The sequence below is a fragment of the Tritonibacter multivorans genome (assembly GCF_001458415.1).
Taxonomy (GTDB): Bacteria; Pseudomonadota; Alphaproteobacteria; order Rhodobacterales; family Rhodobacteraceae; genus Epibacterium; species Epibacterium multivorans.
The window spans coordinates 99,980-115,606 of record NZ_CYSD01000014.1 but is presented as its reverse complement, the minus strand read 5'-3'; the positions used below and the strand labels follow the sequence as shown (position 1 = coordinate 115,606).

The following is a 15,627-nucleotide window of genomic DNA, read 5'->3' as shown; positions in this document are numbered from 1 at the left end:
GGCCAGACCCAATGACCGACCTGCCCACAACCACCGACCGCAAACTCGGTCTCGTCATTGACCTCGACACCTGTGTCGGCTGCCATGCCTGTGTGATCTCCTGCAAAGGTTGGAACACCGAAAACTATGGCGCGCCGCTCAGCGATCAGGACCCCTATGGCGCCGACCCCTCCGGCACCTTCCTGAACCGCGTGCATTCCTTCGAGGTCCAGCCCGCCCCCTGCAGCGCCCAGCCCAGCCCCACAGCGCAGCTGGTGCATTTCCCAAAATCCTGCCTCCACTGCGAGGACGCGCCCTGCGTGACCGTCTGCCCGACAGGCGCCAGCTACAAAAGGGTCGAGGACGGCATTGTTCTGGTGAACGAGAGCGACTGCATCGGCTGTGGCCTCTGTGCATGGTCCTGCCCCTATGGTGCGCGCGAGCTTGATCTGGCCGAAGGGGTGATGAAGAAATGCACCCTCTGCGTTGACCGGATCTACAATGAAAACCTCCCCGAAGAGGACCGCGTACCCTCCTGCGTGCGCACCTGTCCTGCAGGCGCGCGCCACTTTGGCGACCTTGGCGACCCGACTTCGGATGTCTCCAAACTCGTGGCCGAACGGGGTGGCATGGATCTGATGCCGGAACAGGGCACGCGGCCCGTGAACAAATACCTGCCGCCCCGCCCCAAGGATCAGCTGGGCGACATCGACGTGCTTGCCCCCCTGCTCGCCCCCGTCGCCGAAGAACCCAAAGGCTTCCTTGGCTGGCTCGACAAGGCGCTCGACGCCCTACCCGGAAATTCTTCTGGAGGATCGAACTGATGCATCCAGCCCCTTCAGTTATTGTTTTCACCACGCTCTCGGGCCTTGGCTTTGGGCTGTTGTTTTTCCTCGGCCTCGGCATGCCCGGTGCCACGGGCGGGGTGGCGTTTGTGTTCTTTGCCTTGGCTTACGCGCTGGCGGTGGGCGGGCTTCTGGCCTCGACCTTCCACCTTGGGCATCCCGAACGCGCATGGAAGGCGTTCACCCAGTGGCGCAGCAGCTGGCTGAGCCGCGAAGGCTGCGCGGCCGTGGCCGCCCTCTTGATCATGGGTCTTTATGCGATTGGGCGCATTTTTTATGCCGCCGACTGGCAGTTTCTGGGCGGCATTGGCGCTATGCTGTCGCTGACAACCGTGTTCACCACCTCGATGATCTATGCGCAGCTGAAGACCATTCCGCGCTGGAACATGGCGCTGGTGCCGGTGAAGTTCCTGACATTCGCGCTGGCAGGCGGTGCGCTGCTGGCCGGTCAGGAAACGCTGGCCACGTGGCTGCTGCTGATCGCAGGCGCCGTGGCGCTGGCCTATTGGCAGCGCGGCGACCGGGCGTTTGCCACGGCGGGCAGTGACATTGGCTCCGCCACCGGGTTGGGCGACCGTGGCGCGGTGCGCGCGTTTGAACCGCCGCACACCGGCAGCAATTACCTGCTTCGGGAATTTGTGCATGTGGTGGGCCGCAAACACAGCCTCAAGCTGCGAGTGATCGGGGTCTCGCTCGCCTTTGTGCTGCCGCTCTTGTTCCTGCTGCTGCCGGTCTCGGGCCTTGCGCTGAAACACACGCTGGCGGGACTGGCGGTGGTGTCGCACATCGCGGGCGTCTTCTGCTGCCGCTGGCTGTTCTTTGCCGAGGCCGAGCATGTGGTCGGTCTCTATTACGGCAAACGCTGAAGTTTTTTTCTCCTGACATGTCACAGCCAAGGGCGCGCCTGCGTCCTTGGTGCAGACATCGCAAAACAGGAGACAAACATGTCTGACACACACGCCCCGCGCATTGACCATTTTGCCATCGCCGGAGACCTGTTCCGCCCCATGATGGATCAGGAAACCCTGCTCAAAGACAGTGGCCTTGAACACAGTCTGATCGAATTGGTGAAACTGCGCGCCTCGCAGATCAATGGCTGCGCCTTCTGCATCAATATGCACTGGCAGGACGCCAAGGCGCATGGCGAACGCGACGAACGGCTGTATCTGCTAAACGCCTGGAGCGAGGCCTCGGTCTACAGCCCGCGCGAACGCGCCGCATTGGCCTGGACCGAGGCGCTGACCCGGATTGAAACCTCGCAGGCGCCGGACGCCGATTACGCCCAGATCGCCGCCCATTTCGCGCCCCGCGAACAGGTCGCGCTGAGCCTGCTGATCAGTGCCATCAACACCTGGAACCGCATTGCGATCGGATTTCGCATGCCGCATGCTCTGCCCGAGGGGGCAGCAGCTGCGTGACCACGGCGTCTGAACATCAAATGACAGAAGATTTTCTGTCGCTGCGGCCGCGTCTTTTCGCGGTCGCTTACCGCATGTTGGGCACGGTGCATGACGCTGATGATGTGCTACAGGATTGCTTTCTGCGCTGGCAGGGCTGCGACCCACATCAGATTGACGACCCGGTCGCCTATCTGATCCGCATCACCACCAACCTCTGTCTCGATCATCTGCGCCGCGCCAAACGCCAACGCGCGGACTACCCCGGCGCATGGCTGCCCGAACCCATTGTCACCGATGGTCCGATTGACCGCATTGACCACGATGTCTCGGTTGCCTTGCTGATGGCGCTGGAACGGCTGACACCGCTGGAGCGCGCGGCCTTTCTGCTGCGCGATGTGTTTGACACCGACTACGCCGAGGTCGCCGCCACATTGGACCGAAGCCCCGCAGCCTGTCGCAAACTGGTGGAACGCGCCCGCAGCCATCTGCAGGATCTGCGCCCGCGCAGCGTGGTCAGCGCCCAAGACGGGGCCGCGATCACCCGCGCGTTCTTTCAGGCCAGCCGCACCGGCGACACCAAAACATTGGCCCGGTTGCTGGCGCAGGATGCGCAGATCGCCACCGACGGCGGCGGCAAGGTGGTCGCTGCGATCAATGTGATCCACGGGCGCGACCGGCTGCTGCGCTTTTTTGCGGGTCTTGCCCGCAAAGGCACCACCGGGACCGACGGGCGCTGGCAGTTCTGCCATCTGAACGGTCTGCCAGGGATTGTCAGCGATCAGGAAAACGCCGGTCTGGTGCAGGCCACCTCGGTCGAAATCCAAGACGGTCAGATCACCCGCATCTATGTGGTCCGAAACCCCGAAAAGACGGCGCATCTTGCCCCGCTGCTGGACACGCCGTCCTAGGGTGTTGCGCGCCGCGCGCGCGCCCTGCTGAGGGGATGGCAACGGCTGCCCCTTACTCTGACCTCGATCGCGATCATCAGGACCCGGCCCCCATCTTTGGGGCTGTGCAGAGACAACGTTTAGCACATAGGGCGGATACGCCCTGCCACTTCCGCCCACCCGGCGGCGCCGCCACTCTGGGACCTCTCCCCCGGCACGACACCGACCAGAGACCCGAAACGAAAAAGACCGGAACGCTGGCAGCGTCCCGGCCCTTTCGGCGTGTCTAAATCACGTCAGTTTACAGCAGACCCGCATGCGCCATGGCAGCGTCGATCACGGCTTTGGTCTCATCGGTCAGACCGGTCAGCGGCAGGCGCACCTCGTCGGAACACAGGTCCAGCTTGGACATGGCGTATTTCGCGCCAACCAGACCGGGCTCAATAAAGATCGCTTCATGCAGCGGCATCAGGCGGTCCTGATATTCGAGCGCGGTTTTGTAGTCCCCCGCCAGCGTTGCGGCCTGGAATTCCGCACAAAGCTTCGGCGCCACATTGGCCGTGACCGAGATCGCGCCCTGACCGCCATGGGCATTGAAGCCCAGCGCGGTTGCGTCCTCACCGGACAGCTGGATGAAGTCTGCCCCACAGGTGCCGCGCTGCTGCGACACACGGGCCAGATCGCCGGTGGCGTCTTTGACACCGATGATCCGGTCAAGCTTTGCCAGCTCGCCCATGGTTTCCGGGGTCATATCAACCACGGACCGGCCGGGGATGTTGTAGATGAAGATCGGAATATCAGCGCAGTCATGCAGGGCGGTGAAATGGGCCACCATGCCGCGCTGGGTCGGCTTGTTGTAGTAAGGCGTCACCACCAGCGCCGCATCGGCGCCGACTTTCTTGGCAAATTCGACAAAGCGGATGCCTTCCAGCGTGTTGTTCGACCCCGCGCCCGCAATCACCGGCACGCGCCCAGCGGCGGCTTTGACCACCACATCGATGACCATCTCATGTTCGTCATGGGTCAGGGTCGGGCTTTCACCGGTGGTGCCCACGGGAACCAGCGCAGAAGAGCCTTCGGCGATGTGCCACTCAACCAGGTGTTTGAGCGTCTCCACATCCACTTCACCGTTACGGAAAGGGGTGACGAGGGCAGGCATGGAGCCTTTGAACATGGGTGCTCTCCCGAGTTAAGTTTCATTCACGTCGATGGCGGCAATCCGCCGCCTGTTTTGCACAAAATGCCGGGGATTTGAGTTGATACCGGCTGCGCAAACATTATCGTCTCAGGCTCTAGCCCCGGAGGCAGGGAAATTGCAAGAGATGAGACGCATCGTTACCGCCCTCGCGCTGGGTTGCGCGCTGATTTTGGCACCTTTCGGGGGGCCCGAAGGGTCGTGGGGCGGCGCTTTGGCACAAACCGCAGCCCTCGAATCAGCGCTGAAGGCCACGGCTGAAAAAGACTGGGCCGCCGCCCGGCGCGCGGCCGGAGCGCCCGGATCGGTGATCGGCGACATTGTCGAATGGCAGCGCCTGCGCGCGGGCGAAGGCACCGCAGCCGAGGTTCAGGCCTTTCTCGACCGGCGCGGTGACTGGCCGGGGCTGGCGCTCTTGCGTCGCCGCTCCGAAGAGGTCATGGCCGATGCCAGCCGCGATGCGATCCTGAAATTCTATGCCACATCGGCCCCGCAGACCGCCCTTGGCGCGCTGTCCCACGCGCGCGCGCTGATCGCCGCAGACCGCAAGGGCGAAGGCGAAGGCACGCTGGTCATGGCCTGGCGCACCATGCCCATGTCCGAAGAGGTGCAGACCGCCTACCTGCGCGATCACGCCCGCCTGCTGCGCCCCCATCACGTGGCCCGCCTGTCGGCGCTTCTGTGGGATGGTCACACGGTCAGCGGGGGCCGGATGCTCGATCTGGTGGGGCGTGGTCCGCGCGCGCTGGCAGAGGCGCGCATTGCCTTGCAGAAGGACTCCAATGGGGTCGATAAACTGATCAAGGCCATCCCGCGCAAGCAGGCTGCGGAGGCCGGTCTGGCCTATGACCGTTTTGCCTGGCGCGACCGCAAACGCCGCGCCGATGATGCCATTGCCCTGATGCAGGAACGCTCTACCTCGGCGGCGGCCTTGGGGGAGCCCGCGAAATGGCTGACCCGCCGCCGCGACCATGCCCGCCAGCTGATGCGCGACGGGAAATACCGTGCCGCCTACCAACTGGCGGCCAACCACCATGCGGTGCCCGAGGACGGCTATGGCTATGCCGATTGCGAATGGATCGCGGGCTATGTGGCGCTGCGGTATTTGGATGATGCGCCTTTGGCGACCTATCACTTCACCCGCTTCCTTGGCGCGGTGAATTCGCCGATCTCATTGGGCCGTGCCGGATACTGGCTGGGCCGGTCCTATGGCGCGCAGGGCGAGGTGGACAAAGCCCACGCCGCCTATCAGCTGGGCGCGAATTTCCAGACCTCTTTCTATGGGCTGTTGTCGGCGGAGGCGCTGGGGCGTCCTTTCCCCGCGCGGCTGAGCACTCCGCCCAAGACCCAATGGCAGAACGCGCCGTTCCTGCAATCGTCGGTCGCAGCCGCCGGGCTTGCGGCGCTGAAGGCAGGCGACCGGGTGCTGGCCGAACGGTTCCTGACCCATCTGGTCGAAGGACTGGAGGCCGATCAGGCGCTGGAGCTGGGCCAGATGGCCGCCGATCTGGGTGAACCCCATCTGGCAGTGATGATTTCCAAACGCGCGGCGCGCGACGGGCAGGAACTGGCAGGTGCCTATTACCCGCTGCATCCCGTGGCCGAACGTGACCTGCCGATGGCGCCCGAAATGGTGCTGGCAATCGCCCGACGCGAGAGCGAATTTGACCCCGTGGTGATCAGCCACGCAGGTGCGCGCGGGCTGATGCAGGTGATGCCTGCCACCGCCCAGAAGGTCGCCGATGGGCTGGGGATCTCTGGCCACCAGACCGCGCGACTGACGCAGGACTGGCCCTATAATGCCCGCCTTGGCGCCGCCTATCTGGCGCAGCTGGCAGGCGAATTTGACGGCAATGTGGTGCTGATGGCGGCGGGCTATAACGCGGGACCGCATCGGTCAGATACCTGGATGGAACGCTATGGCGACCCGCGGTCGCGGTCGGTGAATGTGATCGACTGGATCGAACATATCCCCTTCAACGAGACCCGCAACTATGTGATGCGGGTCACCGAAAGCCTGCCCATCTATCGCGCCCGGCTGGGCAAGGATCCCCTGCCGCAGCCGTTTAGCAAGGAACTGTCAGGACGCACGCTTCAGGTGTTCGCGCCAAAAGGTGAATAGGCCCGCCGCCACCACAAGGCCCGCGCCCAGGATCACATTGAACCGCACCATTTCACCAAAGGCGATCACCCCCAGCACCGCACCAAAGGGCAGCTGGAAATAGGCAAAGGGCTGCACGGTGGAGGCCTCGGCCACCTCGTAGCAGCGGATCAGCAGCCAGTGGCCCAAGGCCCCGGTCAGGCACAACAGCGCCATCCAGCCCCAGTCGGGCGCGCTCATCACCTCCCAATGCCACAGGCCCAGCGGCGTCACCGCCACCATGCCCGCAACGCCCGTGTAGAAGAAACTGGTCGCCGCCGTGTCCTTGCGCGCGGCATAGCGGGTCAGCAACCCGTAGAGCGCAAACATCAAGGCCGCCAAGAGCGGGATCAGCGCCTCGACCCGGAACACGCCGGATCCCGGCTGCAGGATGATCAGCACCCCCAGAAACCCAACGCCAATCGCGGCCCAGCGCCGCCAGCCAACAGTTTCGCCCAGAACCGGCCCCGACAGCGCCGCCACCAGCAGCGGGTAACAGACAAACACCGCGTGGCTTTCCACCAGCCCAAGGATGGTAAAGCCCACAACCATCACGCAAATTTCAGCCACCAGCAGCACGCCGCGCCCGATCTGCAGCAGTTTCTGGTTGCTCGCTGCCGCCTTGCGAAGGCCGCCGGGCTGGCGCAGCGCAATGGCGCAGACAAACAGCGCAAAGAACCAGTAGCGGATCGAAATCACCATAAAGACGTTGTATTCCCCCGCCAGATGGCGCGAGATCCCGTCCTGCATGGCAAAGACAAAGGTGGTGGCAATCATCAACAGAATGCCAAGACGGGCATTGTTCTGCGCGGCAGAGGTCACAGCCTGGGTCATGCGCCTGCGCCTTTGCGGGCCACGGTCATATGGCGTTTGTGGCCAAAGCCCTTCACGCGGGTCACGTCAAACCCGGCCTCTGCCAGCCCCCGACGCACAAACCCCGCCGCCGTATAGGTCGCGGCCGTGCCGCCCTCTGCGGTGTGATCGCCCACGGCCCGCATCAGGTCTTCGCCCCAAAGCTCGGGGTTTTTGGCCGGCGAAAACCCATCCAGAAACCAGCAGTCCGCTTTGTCTTGCCACGCGGTAAGCGTTTCGCGCGCATCACCAAGGATCACATTGACCTGCAAGGTGCCCAAATCACAGGTGCCGCCGCCTGACCATTTGGCAAGGAACCGGTCGGCCCAAGGGGTGATCGCCGGAAAGGCCTCAAGCGCGCGGGCCATGTCATCCGGGGTCATCGGGAAGGCCTCAAAACTGGTGAAGCGCAGCGGGGTGTCCTGCCCTGCCTGTTCCCACGCACGCCACGCAGCCAACAAGTTCAGCCCGGTGCCAAAGCCCAGCTCGGCAATGTGGAAACCGGGGGCGAACCGCGCGGGCAGGTCATTGCCGGCCAGAAACACATGCTCCGTCTCGGCCAGACCGTTCTGGAGCGAGAAATAGGGATCGTCGAATTGGTCGGACACAGGCAATGTGCCATCCCGCCACGAAAGCTGCGCCTTCTGGTCTGTCATGTGCTTTTCCTTTAGGTGAGCCCTGAGCGCATCCGTGCAAGCACACCCATACACGCAGAGCATGCGGTGAAACTGACGAAAGGGCAGGCAAATGGCAATGGCTGATATTACAGTTCGCGGCGCAGGGATTTTTGGCCTGTCGATCGCATGGGCCTGCGCCCAGCGCGGCGCAAAGGTGCAGGTGGTGGACCCTTACGGCGCAGGTGCAGGATCCAGCGGCGGTCTGGTCGGTGCACTGGCCCCGCATGTGCCGGAAAACTGGAATGCCAAGAAAGCCTTTCAACTGGACAGCCTGCTGATGTCGCGCGCCTTCTGGGCCGAGGTGGAGGCGGCAGGCGGGGTCTCTCCCGGCTATGGTCGCACAGGTCGTCTGCAGCCCCTGAACGATGACAAGGCGCTTGCGCTGGCGAAAACCCGCGAGGACAGCGCCAAAGCGCTGTGGCAGGATCACGCCATCTGGCAGGTGCGCCCGGCGTCGGACTTTGGCGACTGGTGCCCGCCCAGCGCCACCGGCTTTGTCGTGCATGACACGCTGTCGGGCCGCATGCACCCCCGCCGCGCCTGTGCCGCACTGGTGGCGGCGCTGGCGTCAAAGGGGGTGCAGGTCGTGGCCGAGGCCCCGGATCAGGGGCAGGTTCTGCACGCCAAAGGCTATGCCGGCATGCTGGAATTAAACGCCGCCTTCCCAAGCGAGACCGGCCGCATGGTCGGCAATGGCGTCAAAGGTCAGGCGGCGCTCTTGCGGTTTGATGCACGGGATTTGCCGCAGCTCTATGCCGATGCGCTGCATCTGATCCCACATGCCGATGGGACGCTGGCAATCGGGTCCACCACCGAGCGCGACTTTGACAGCCCCGACCAGCCGGATGGTCAGATCGACGACGTGATCGCCCGTGCCCTGCGCGCGGTGCCACAGCTGGAGGGCGCTGAGGTCATCGAACGCTGGGCCGGTGTGCGCCCGCGCGCGCGGACCCGCGCCCCAATGCTGGGCGCCTGGCCGGGTCGAAGCGGGCATTTCATTGCCAATGGCGGCTTCAAGATCGGCTTTGGCATGGCGCCCAAAGTGGCGGGCGTCATGGCAGATCTGCTGCTGGAGGGCCGCGATCAGATCCCCGAAGGCTTCCGGGTCGAGGACAACCTCTGACGCGGGCTTGCGCGCCTGATGCGGAACCTGTTGCCCCCGTGTGGCTAACGCAGTGACACCTCTGCCACAGTGGCCTGACTGATCAAAGCGCCCGTGTGCACCGCGCGATAAAGCGACCGCGGCGGGCGAGAGCCATCATCAATGCTGCGGTGCACCCAGTGTCTGGCCTCCATCGCCTTCAAAGACTGCGACAGCGCCCGGTCTGTTATCTTTGGCAGGCTGCGCCTGATGTCATTAAAATGGCCCGGCGCACGCAGCGATGTCAGGACCGGCAGGGTCCAGGCGCGGCGCAGCAGATCGCGTTCTTCTGCTTTGGGCAGAAGGTAGATCTTGCAGGCCAGCGCGGCGGCGGGCTTGCCCTGCTCTGTCAGCCGAAATTCCGGGCGCAGCGGGTGGCCATAGCCGGGGTTACGTTCCAGCAGACCGATTTCAATCAGATGCTCCATGCTTTGTGCAAATGCAGAGCGGCTTGCCCCGGTCGCCGCCAAAAGCGGCGCTTGCCGTCCTGCGACACCGTTGTGCAGGCTGGTCAGAATGGGCATGGCCCAGGCCCTGGCGGTAATGTTGACAAAAAGATCAATGTCCATAAAGTATAGTTAGTATATTTTTAAACGTAAGGAAAGTTCATGCCGCTTGTTTCACTGGATCAGACAATCACGCTGGCGCTGTCCGTGTCAGACCGCCACGCAAGTGCGCGCTGGTATGAAGATATGCTGGGGTTTGAGGTGCTGTATCACGCCGACGCGGCAGGCTGGTCCGAGCTGCAGACCAAGACCCCCGGCGTGGTGATGGGACTGGGCGAACACACGAAGCCTGCGCCGGGAAACTGCGTGCCCGTTTTTGGCATCGCAGATCTGGACGGCGCGCGTGCCACGTTGGAGCAGGCGGGCGTGGCATTTGATGGCGCAACAGATGTGGTTGAGGGAATGGTAAAGACCGCGACCTTCTTTGATCCGGATGGCAATGCGCTGATGCTGGCCGAGGACCTGACGGGCGGGGCGGCGTAAAGCCCCGACCAAACGGCAGTCCTTTTGCGTCGGGCAGAGGGTTTGCGCGTCGCTTCGCGACACGCCCGAGCGCGGGGGCCGCGCCTGCGGCGCGGCCCCCGCCAAGCCCAACGCTTTTGGGGGAGGCTCTGCCTCATCCCGAAAGGGGCGGGAGCCCACCGTTTTCTCGCGGGCCACTTCTGGCCCGTGCCGCGCCCCTTTCGGCGCACTTGCCCGCGCAACTGCCCGCACAACTGCCCGCGCATTCATGCGCGACTTGGACCCCGAACTCAGCTGCAAACTGCCCCAAGGACTGGCCCGCAAGCTGGCCCACAAAAAGGCCCCCAAAAAGGCTCTGTGCTCAGGTCGTGGCAGCCGCACGCAGGGCGGTCATCAATTTGCCTACCGAGGCCGCGTAGCGTTCGCTGCTCAACCGGCCGTCCTCCTCAAACGCCGTGCCCGATCCCGCCAGATGCACCGCAGGCGCGGTCAGCAGATGCGGACCAAAGGGCACCATCAGGCTGCGCAGCATGGTCTGCGCCTGCTCGCCGCCCGCACGACCAGCGGCTGCCGACATCACCGCCACAGGTGTGTCCGCCCAGGGCGCGCCCTCGGTGCGGCTGACCCAATCCAGCGCGTTTTTCAGCACGCCCGAGATCCCTTTGTTGTATTCCGGCGTGGAGATCACCACCGCATCCGCAGCTGCGATCTGATCGGCAAGGGTCTGCACGGCTGCGGGAATGCCATCCGCTGCCTCGACGTCTCCATCGTAAAGAGGCAGGTTCAGATCCGCCCAGACCACCTCTGCCGTGCCAAACAGGCGCGCGGCCTCTGTCAGGAGTTTGCGATTGGTCGCCTCGCGGCGCAGGGAACCGGAGATCAGCAGGAGTTTTGGGTCGGACATGAGATCATTCCTCTTGGGGCCGCGCAGAGCCAATAGGGCCTATCAGGCGGCGGGCGAAAACACTGTAGCCAACAGCTAGCAGGCCTGCGCCCGCAGGCCATCCCCTGCCGCCGCACAGGGACTGTGCAAAAGCTGTCCGTCCGCCACCAAAGGCGGCAGCAAAAAGGGGCCACTGGGGCCCCTTTTCGCAATGATAGTGTCCTTGCGGATTGCAGATCAGCCGCGCTGGGGGATGATCTCGATCTCGACGCGGCGGTTCTGCGCCTTGCCTTCGGGCGTCAGGTTAGAAGCGACGGGGTCGTTTTCACCGCGGCCAACAATGGCCAGACGGTTGTAGGGCACGCCGCCGGCCTGGATTGCATCAGCCACCGCATTGGCGCGGCGCTCGGACAGAGCCTGATTGTAATCGGCAGAGCCGTCGCTGTCGGTGTGGCCGATCACGCGGACAATGCTGCCCGGATAGCGCTGCAGGCTGCCAGAGACGGCGGCCAGATCGCCGCGCAGGGCGGGCGCGATCGCGGCGCTGTCGGTGGCAAAGGTGATGTCATTGGGGAAGGTCACGATCAGGCGGTCGCCTGCGTTGACGATGGTCACCGCGTCATTGTCGATGTCCTGACGCAGCTCGGCGGCCTGTTTGTCCAGCTCATTGCCGATCACACCGCCGACCAGCGCGCCAATGGCACCGGTCGCAACAACGGTTGGCAGCACGTCATCATCGGCGGTCAGCGCGCCAACGCCTGCGCCGATCAGGCCGCCAATCACGGCGCCATTTTGGACACGTTCACTTTGCAGCGGCTGATAGCTGCCCGGCTCGGTGCAGGCGCCCAGCAGTGCCAGCGCGGCTGCGCCTCCAAGAAGCGGTGTTTTTGCAATTGCCATCGGTACGGCCCTTTCTGCTCTTGTCTTGTTCTGCCGCAACGCTTGCCCGGTTTTGGGCCTGCCCTGTGGTGGGCGCGCTGCGGTTCTTTGCCCGACATATCGTAGCGCTTGACCAATGCAACAAGTGACACAGAGCTGTGAAGGGGGAAGATCGGCGGGTTATTGCGCATTTTCCCACAGGGACAGGCCCGCCTCGGGCGTCTCGGGGCCTTCGATGCGGGCGGCTTCATAGGCCAGCATGGCGCGTTTGACCGGCACGCCCCAGTGATAGCCGCCCAGAACCGACGCCGCCGCCCCGCCTTTGCGCAGCACCCGGTGGCAGGGGATCAGCCAGCTGATCGGATTTTTACCAACGGCGGTGCCGACCGCGCGCACGGCTGTGGGGACCCCGGCAAGACCCGCAATCTCGCCATAGGTGGACACCGCGCCTTCGGGGATCTGCAACAGGGCCTCCCAGACTTTGATCTGCAAAGGGGTGCCCATCAGATGCAGAGCGGCCTCGCCTGTCCGGGTCAGGGCAGCCTGCACCCATGGGGTCAGGGCAGCGGTGTCGTCGACAAAAACAGCCTTGGGCCAGCGGGACTGCATATCCGCCAGCGTGGCCGCGCGCCCGGTTTCCGCGCCAAAGGCCAGCCCGCATAACCCGCGTTCGGTGCCCATGGCCAACAGCGGGCCAAAGGGGCTGTCAAACCACCCCTGCCGGATGGTCAGCCCGTCACCTTTGCGGGCGTATTCGCCGGGGCTCATCGCTTCCCAGCGCAGAAACAGATCATGCAGCCGCCCCGACCCCGACAGGCCCACCGCATGGGCCGTGGCCAGAACCGGTTCTTTGTCCGCAAGAAGCGCCTTGGCATGGCCCAGTCGCAGATATTGCTGATAGCGTTTCGGCGACACGCCGACCCAGGCCGAAAACAAGCGCTGGAAATGCGCCGGGCTCATGCCCATCTGCGCCGCCAGAGCGTCCAGCGGAAGATCACCGCCATGCGCCGCGCTGGCCGCATCAATCACTTCGATCGCACGGCGCATGACGCCATAGTGATAGCCGCCCTCCTCAGCCGGGGACGTCGTTGAAAGGTCAATGGCAAGATCAGCAGTCATGGCACACCCAAGAAACATCTCTACAAGGCTCCACCCTAGCCGCCGCGCCGCAATCCCGCGACCCGTTTCCTGCGCTTTGCACGCATCAGCAGGCCAGCGGGGGACGGACCGCAGGTCCGGCCCCCGCCCCCGGCGTGTCGCGAAGCGACGCGCAAACCCTCGCCCCGGCGTGTCGCGAAGCGACGCGCAAACCCTCACCCCTGTGTCGCGAAGCGACACGCAACCCCTTGCCCCTATGGCACGCAGCAGCGCACAAATCCTCTGGCCCGACCTAGGAAACCTTGCGCAACACCGTTAGACCTTCTTCCAATCCAACCCAGATTTGGTTTGCGCCCCCGCATTCAAACAGGCAAAAGGCACGCCGATGGCCAAGCAACTTGACTACCACACCCTCCGCGAGATCTTTACCCGGTTTCAGGAGGCTGACCCCGCCCCTGTGGGAGAGCTCGATCACGTGAATGTCTACACGCTGGTCGTCGCCGTTGCCCTATCCGCGCAGGCCACCGACGTGGGCGTGAACCGCGCCACGGCCGAGCTGTTCAAAATCGCCGACACCCCGCAGAAAATGCTGGACCTCGGCGAAGAAGGCGTGATCGACCACATCAAAACCATTGGCCTTTACCGAAACAAGGCCAAGAACGTCATTAAGCTCTCTAAGATCCTGGTCGAGCAATACGGCGGCGAGGTGCCCTGTTCGCGCGCGGCCCTCGAAAGCCTCCCCGGTGTCGGTCGCAAAACCGCCAATGTGGTGCTGAACATGTGGTGGCGTCACCCGGCGCAGGCCGTGGACACGCATATTTTCCGCGTTGGTAACCGTTCGGGAATATGTCCCGGTAAAAATGTCGACGCGGTTGAACGCGCAATCGAAGACAATATCCCTGTGGATTTCCAACTCCACGCCCATCACTGGCTGATCCTGCACGGCCGTTATCACTGCAAGGCCCGCAGGCCGCAGTGTCCCACCTGTATCATTCGAGACCTCTGTCAGTTCGAGGAAAAGACCCTATGAAAACCTACCAGCTTGTTGGCATTGGCAATGCCGTTGTTGATGTCATCTCGCAGTGCGAAGACACTTTCCTTGATCACATGGGGATCGAGAAAGGCATTATGCAGCTGATCGAACGCGATCGCGGCGAGGTGCTTTATGCGGCGATGGAAGGCCGTGTTCAGACCCCCGGCGGATCGGTTGCAAACACCATTGCAGGTGCCGGTGCGCTGGGTCTGTCCTCGGCTTTCATCGGCCGGGTGCATGACGACGCGCTGGGACGGTTTTACGCTCAAGCGATGCAGGACGATGGCGTTGATTTTGTGAACGCCCCGGTTGAAGGCGGCGAGCTGCCGACCTCGCGGTCGATGATCTTTGTCTCCCCTGACGGGGAGCGTTCCATGAACACCTATCTGGGTATTTCCTCGGAACTGAGCAGCGCGGATGTATCCCCCGCGGTTGCGGGCGCGGCGCAGATCATGTTCCTCGAGGGCTATCTGTTCGACAAAGACAAAGGCAAAACCGCCTTTATGGAAGCCGCGCAGGACTGCCGCAAAGGCGGTGGCAAGCCGGGCATTTCCCTGTCGGACCCCTTCTGCGTCGAACGTCACCGCGCCGACTTCCTGCGCCTGATTGAAAACGAGCTGGAGTTTGTGATCGGCAATGAGGACGAGGTGAAATCCCTGTTCGAGACCGACGATCTGGACGTGGCGCTGGACAAACTCGCGGCGATCTGCCCGCTGGTGGTCTGCACCCGGTCGGGCGATGGGGTCAGCGTTGTCTCGGCTGAGGGGCGCGTGGATGTGCCGGTGCAGAAGGTTGTGCCCGTGGATGCCACCGGGGCCGGCGATCAGTTTGCCGCCGGCTTCCTGTTTGGCCTGTCGCAGGGCCGTGATCTGGAAACCTGCGCCAAAATCGGCTGCGCCTGTGCCGCAGAGGTCATCAGCCACATTGGTCCGCGCCCGCAGGTGGATATGAAGTCGCTGCTGAGCTCTGCCGGGTTGATCTAAGCGACCCACAGCCCACACGGCAAAATCGCGCGCGGGCGGGGGAAACCCCGCCCGTTTTTTTGGTGGCGCCGCTGGCGCGGCGCGGTGGCGCCTAGTTTGACCCGGCTGCCTTTAAGGCGCGGCTGAGCAGGGTGGTGAGCTGGGCCTGGTCTTCGGCCGACAGCCCTGCAACCAGTTCGGCTTGCGTCTGCACATGGGCCTCGACCGCGCGGTCGATCAGCGCCAGCCCGTCAGGCGTCAGGGCGATCAGAAAACTGCGGCTGTCGTCGGGATGGGGCCTGCGGGCGATCAACCCATCCGCCGCCAGCCGATCCAGCCGGTTGGTCATGGTGCCCGAGGACACCATCGTCGATTTCAGCAGATCCCCCACCGACAGCTCGTGCGGAGTACCCGCACGGCGCAGTGTCGCCAGCACATCAAACTTTGCAGCGTTAAGGCCAAAACGGGCGAAGGTCTGTTCCATCGGTTTGAGGTAAGCCAGATAGAGCCGCCCCACCCGTCCGATCAGCCCCATAGGCCCAACATCCAAATCCGGGCGCGCGCGGCGCCATTGCTCTAGCACTTTGTCGACATGATCCATGCCGTCGTTTTTGCCGGTATTTATCTTGACGTCAAGAGATCCGCACATATCTTGACGTCAAGAAGTTTGACATCAAGATAAATCAGG

Annotated in this window: 17 protein-coding genes; 9 read left to right on the top strand and 8 right to left on the bottom strand. The window is 63.7% G+C overall.

What is annotated here, in order from left to right:
• Positions 1 to 11: 11 nt before the first annotated feature.
• From TRM7557_RS04590 to TRM7557_RS04575, 4 genes are all read left to right on the top strand, one after another.
• Positions 12 to 803: a 4Fe-4S dicluster domain-containing protein gene (locus TRM7557_RS04590; protein ID WP_058289043.1), complete on the top strand. Its 792-nt coding sequence runs from the start codon at positions 12 to 14 to the stop codon at positions 801 to 803.
• The gene (locus tag TRM7557_RS04585; protein ID WP_058289042.1) at positions 803 to 1,690 is read left to right on the top strand and encodes a dimethyl sulfoxide reductase anchor subunit family protein; all 888 of its coding nucleotides are present in this window, start codon (positions 803 to 805) and stop codon (positions 1,688 to 1,690) included. The genes TRM7557_RS04590 and TRM7557_RS04585 overlap by 1 nt, the downstream gene beginning before the upstream one ends.
• A 78-nt stretch (positions 1,691 to 1,768) precedes the next feature.
• A complete protein-coding gene (locus tag TRM7557_RS04580) occupies positions 1,769 to 2,242 on the top strand; it encodes a carboxymuconolactone decarboxylase family protein (RefSeq protein WP_058289041.1) in 474 nt (157 codons plus the stop codon).
• Between the two features lie 20 nt (positions 2,243 to 2,262).
• A complete protein-coding gene (locus TRM7557_RS04575) occupies positions 2,263 to 3,132 on the top strand; it encodes a sigma-70 family RNA polymerase sigma factor (RefSeq protein WP_110590848.1) in 870 nt (289 codons plus the stop codon).
• A 280-nt stretch (positions 3,133 to 3,412) separates the two neighbouring features.
• Here the strand turns inward: TRM7557_RS04575 and dapA are convergent, their stop codons facing one another.
• A complete protein-coding gene (gene dapA, locus TRM7557_RS04570; RefSeq protein WP_058289039.1) occupies positions 3,413 to 4,285 on the bottom strand; it encodes a 4-hydroxy-tetrahydrodipicolinate synthase in 873 nt (290 codons plus the stop codon).
• 148 nt (positions 4,286 to 4,433) lie between these two features.
• Here dapA and TRM7557_RS04565 point away from each other — a divergent pair, with 148 nt between their 5' ends.
• A complete protein-coding gene (locus TRM7557_RS04565; protein ID WP_074942072.1) occupies positions 4,434 to 6,428 on the top strand; it encodes a lytic transglycosylase domain-containing protein in 1,995 nt (664 codons plus the stop codon).
• Here the strand turns inward: TRM7557_RS04565 and TRM7557_RS04560 are convergent.
• Together TRM7557_RS04560 and mnmC2 are read right to left on the bottom strand one after the other, a co-directional pair.
• Positions 6,387 to 7,280: a DMT family transporter gene (locus TRM7557_RS04560; protein ID WP_058289038.1), complete on the bottom strand. Its 894-nt coding sequence runs from the start codon at positions 7,278 to 7,280 to the stop codon at positions 6,387 to 6,389. The two genes, TRM7557_RS04565 and TRM7557_RS04560, sit on opposite strands and share 42 nt — an antisense overlap.
• Positions 7,277 to 7,954: a tRNA (5-methylaminomethyl-2-thiouridine)(34)-methyltransferase MnmC2 gene (gene mnmC2 / locus TRM7557_RS04555; protein ID WP_058289037.1), complete on the bottom strand. Its 678-nt coding sequence runs from the start codon at positions 7,952 to 7,954 to the stop codon at positions 7,277 to 7,279. The genes TRM7557_RS04560 and mnmC2 overlap by 4 nt, the downstream gene beginning before the upstream one ends.
• A 91-nt stretch (positions 7,955 to 8,045) precedes the next feature.
• On the opposite strand from mnmC2, the gene TRM7557_RS04550 reads away from it, so the two are divergent.
• Positions 8,046 to 9,098, top strand: coding sequence for an NAD(P)/FAD-dependent oxidoreductase (locus TRM7557_RS04550; protein ID WP_058289036.1), 1,053 nt, complete (start codon positions 8,046 to 8,048; stop codon positions 9,096 to 9,098).
• Between the two features lie 44 nt (positions 9,099 to 9,142).
• Here the strand turns inward: TRM7557_RS04550 and TRM7557_RS04545 are convergent, their stop codons facing one another.
• Positions 9,143 to 9,685 (bottom strand): winged helix-turn-helix transcriptional regulator, encoded by a 543-nt coding sequence (locus tag TRM7557_RS04545; protein ID WP_058289035.1) that lies wholly within the window; start codon positions 9,683 to 9,685, stop codon positions 9,143 to 9,145.
• Between the two features lie 39 nt (positions 9,686 to 9,724).
• Between TRM7557_RS04545 and TRM7557_RS04540 the strand changes: the two genes are divergently transcribed.
• Positions 9,725 to 10,105 carry a VOC family protein gene (locus TRM7557_RS04540; protein ID WP_058289034.1) on the top strand — a complete coding sequence of 127 codons (381 nt, stop codon included), beginning with the start codon at positions 9,725 to 9,727 and terminating at the stop codon, positions 10,103 to 10,105.
• Between the two features lie 340 nt (positions 10,106 to 10,445).
• On the opposite strand, the gene TRM7557_RS04535 is transcribed toward TRM7557_RS04540, so the two are convergent.
• The 3 genes from TRM7557_RS04535 to TRM7557_RS04525 form a co-directional block, all read right to left on the bottom strand.
• Complete coding sequence (locus TRM7557_RS04535; RefSeq protein WP_058289033.1) at positions 10,446 to 10,988, bottom strand: NADPH-dependent FMN reductase; 543 nt, start codon at positions 10,986 to 10,988, stop codon at positions 10,446 to 10,448.
• A gap of 216 nt (positions 10,989 to 11,204) precedes the next feature.
• Entirely contained in the window at positions 11,205 to 11,867 is a 663-nt protein-coding gene (locus tag TRM7557_RS04530; RefSeq protein WP_058289032.1) for an OmpA family protein, read from the bottom strand.
• A 159-nt stretch (positions 11,868 to 12,026) separates the two neighbouring features.
• A complete protein-coding gene (locus TRM7557_RS04525) occupies positions 12,027 to 12,965 on the bottom strand; it encodes a methylated-DNA--[protein]-cysteine S-methyltransferase (protein WP_058289031.1) in 939 nt (312 codons plus the stop codon).
• 364 nt (positions 12,966 to 13,329) lie between these two features.
• On the opposite strand from TRM7557_RS04525, the gene nth reads away from it, so the two are divergent.
• Entirely contained in the window at positions 13,330 to 13,974 is a 645-nt protein-coding gene (gene nth, locus TRM7557_RS04520) for an endonuclease III (protein ID WP_058289030.1), read from the top strand.
• Entirely contained in the window at positions 13,971 to 14,960 is a 990-nt protein-coding gene (locus TRM7557_RS04515; protein WP_058289029.1) for an adenosine kinase, read from the top strand. The genes nth and TRM7557_RS04515 overlap by 4 nt, the downstream gene beginning before the upstream one ends.
• Before the next feature lie 91 nt (positions 14,961 to 15,051).
• Here the strand turns inward: TRM7557_RS04515 and TRM7557_RS04510 are convergent, their stop codons facing one another.
• Positions 15,052 to 15,540 (bottom strand): MarR family winged helix-turn-helix transcriptional regulator, encoded by a 489-nt coding sequence (locus tag TRM7557_RS04510; RefSeq protein ID WP_058289142.1) that lies wholly within the window; start codon positions 15,538 to 15,540, stop codon positions 15,052 to 15,054.
• Positions 15,541 to 15,627 lie beyond the last annotated feature (87 nt).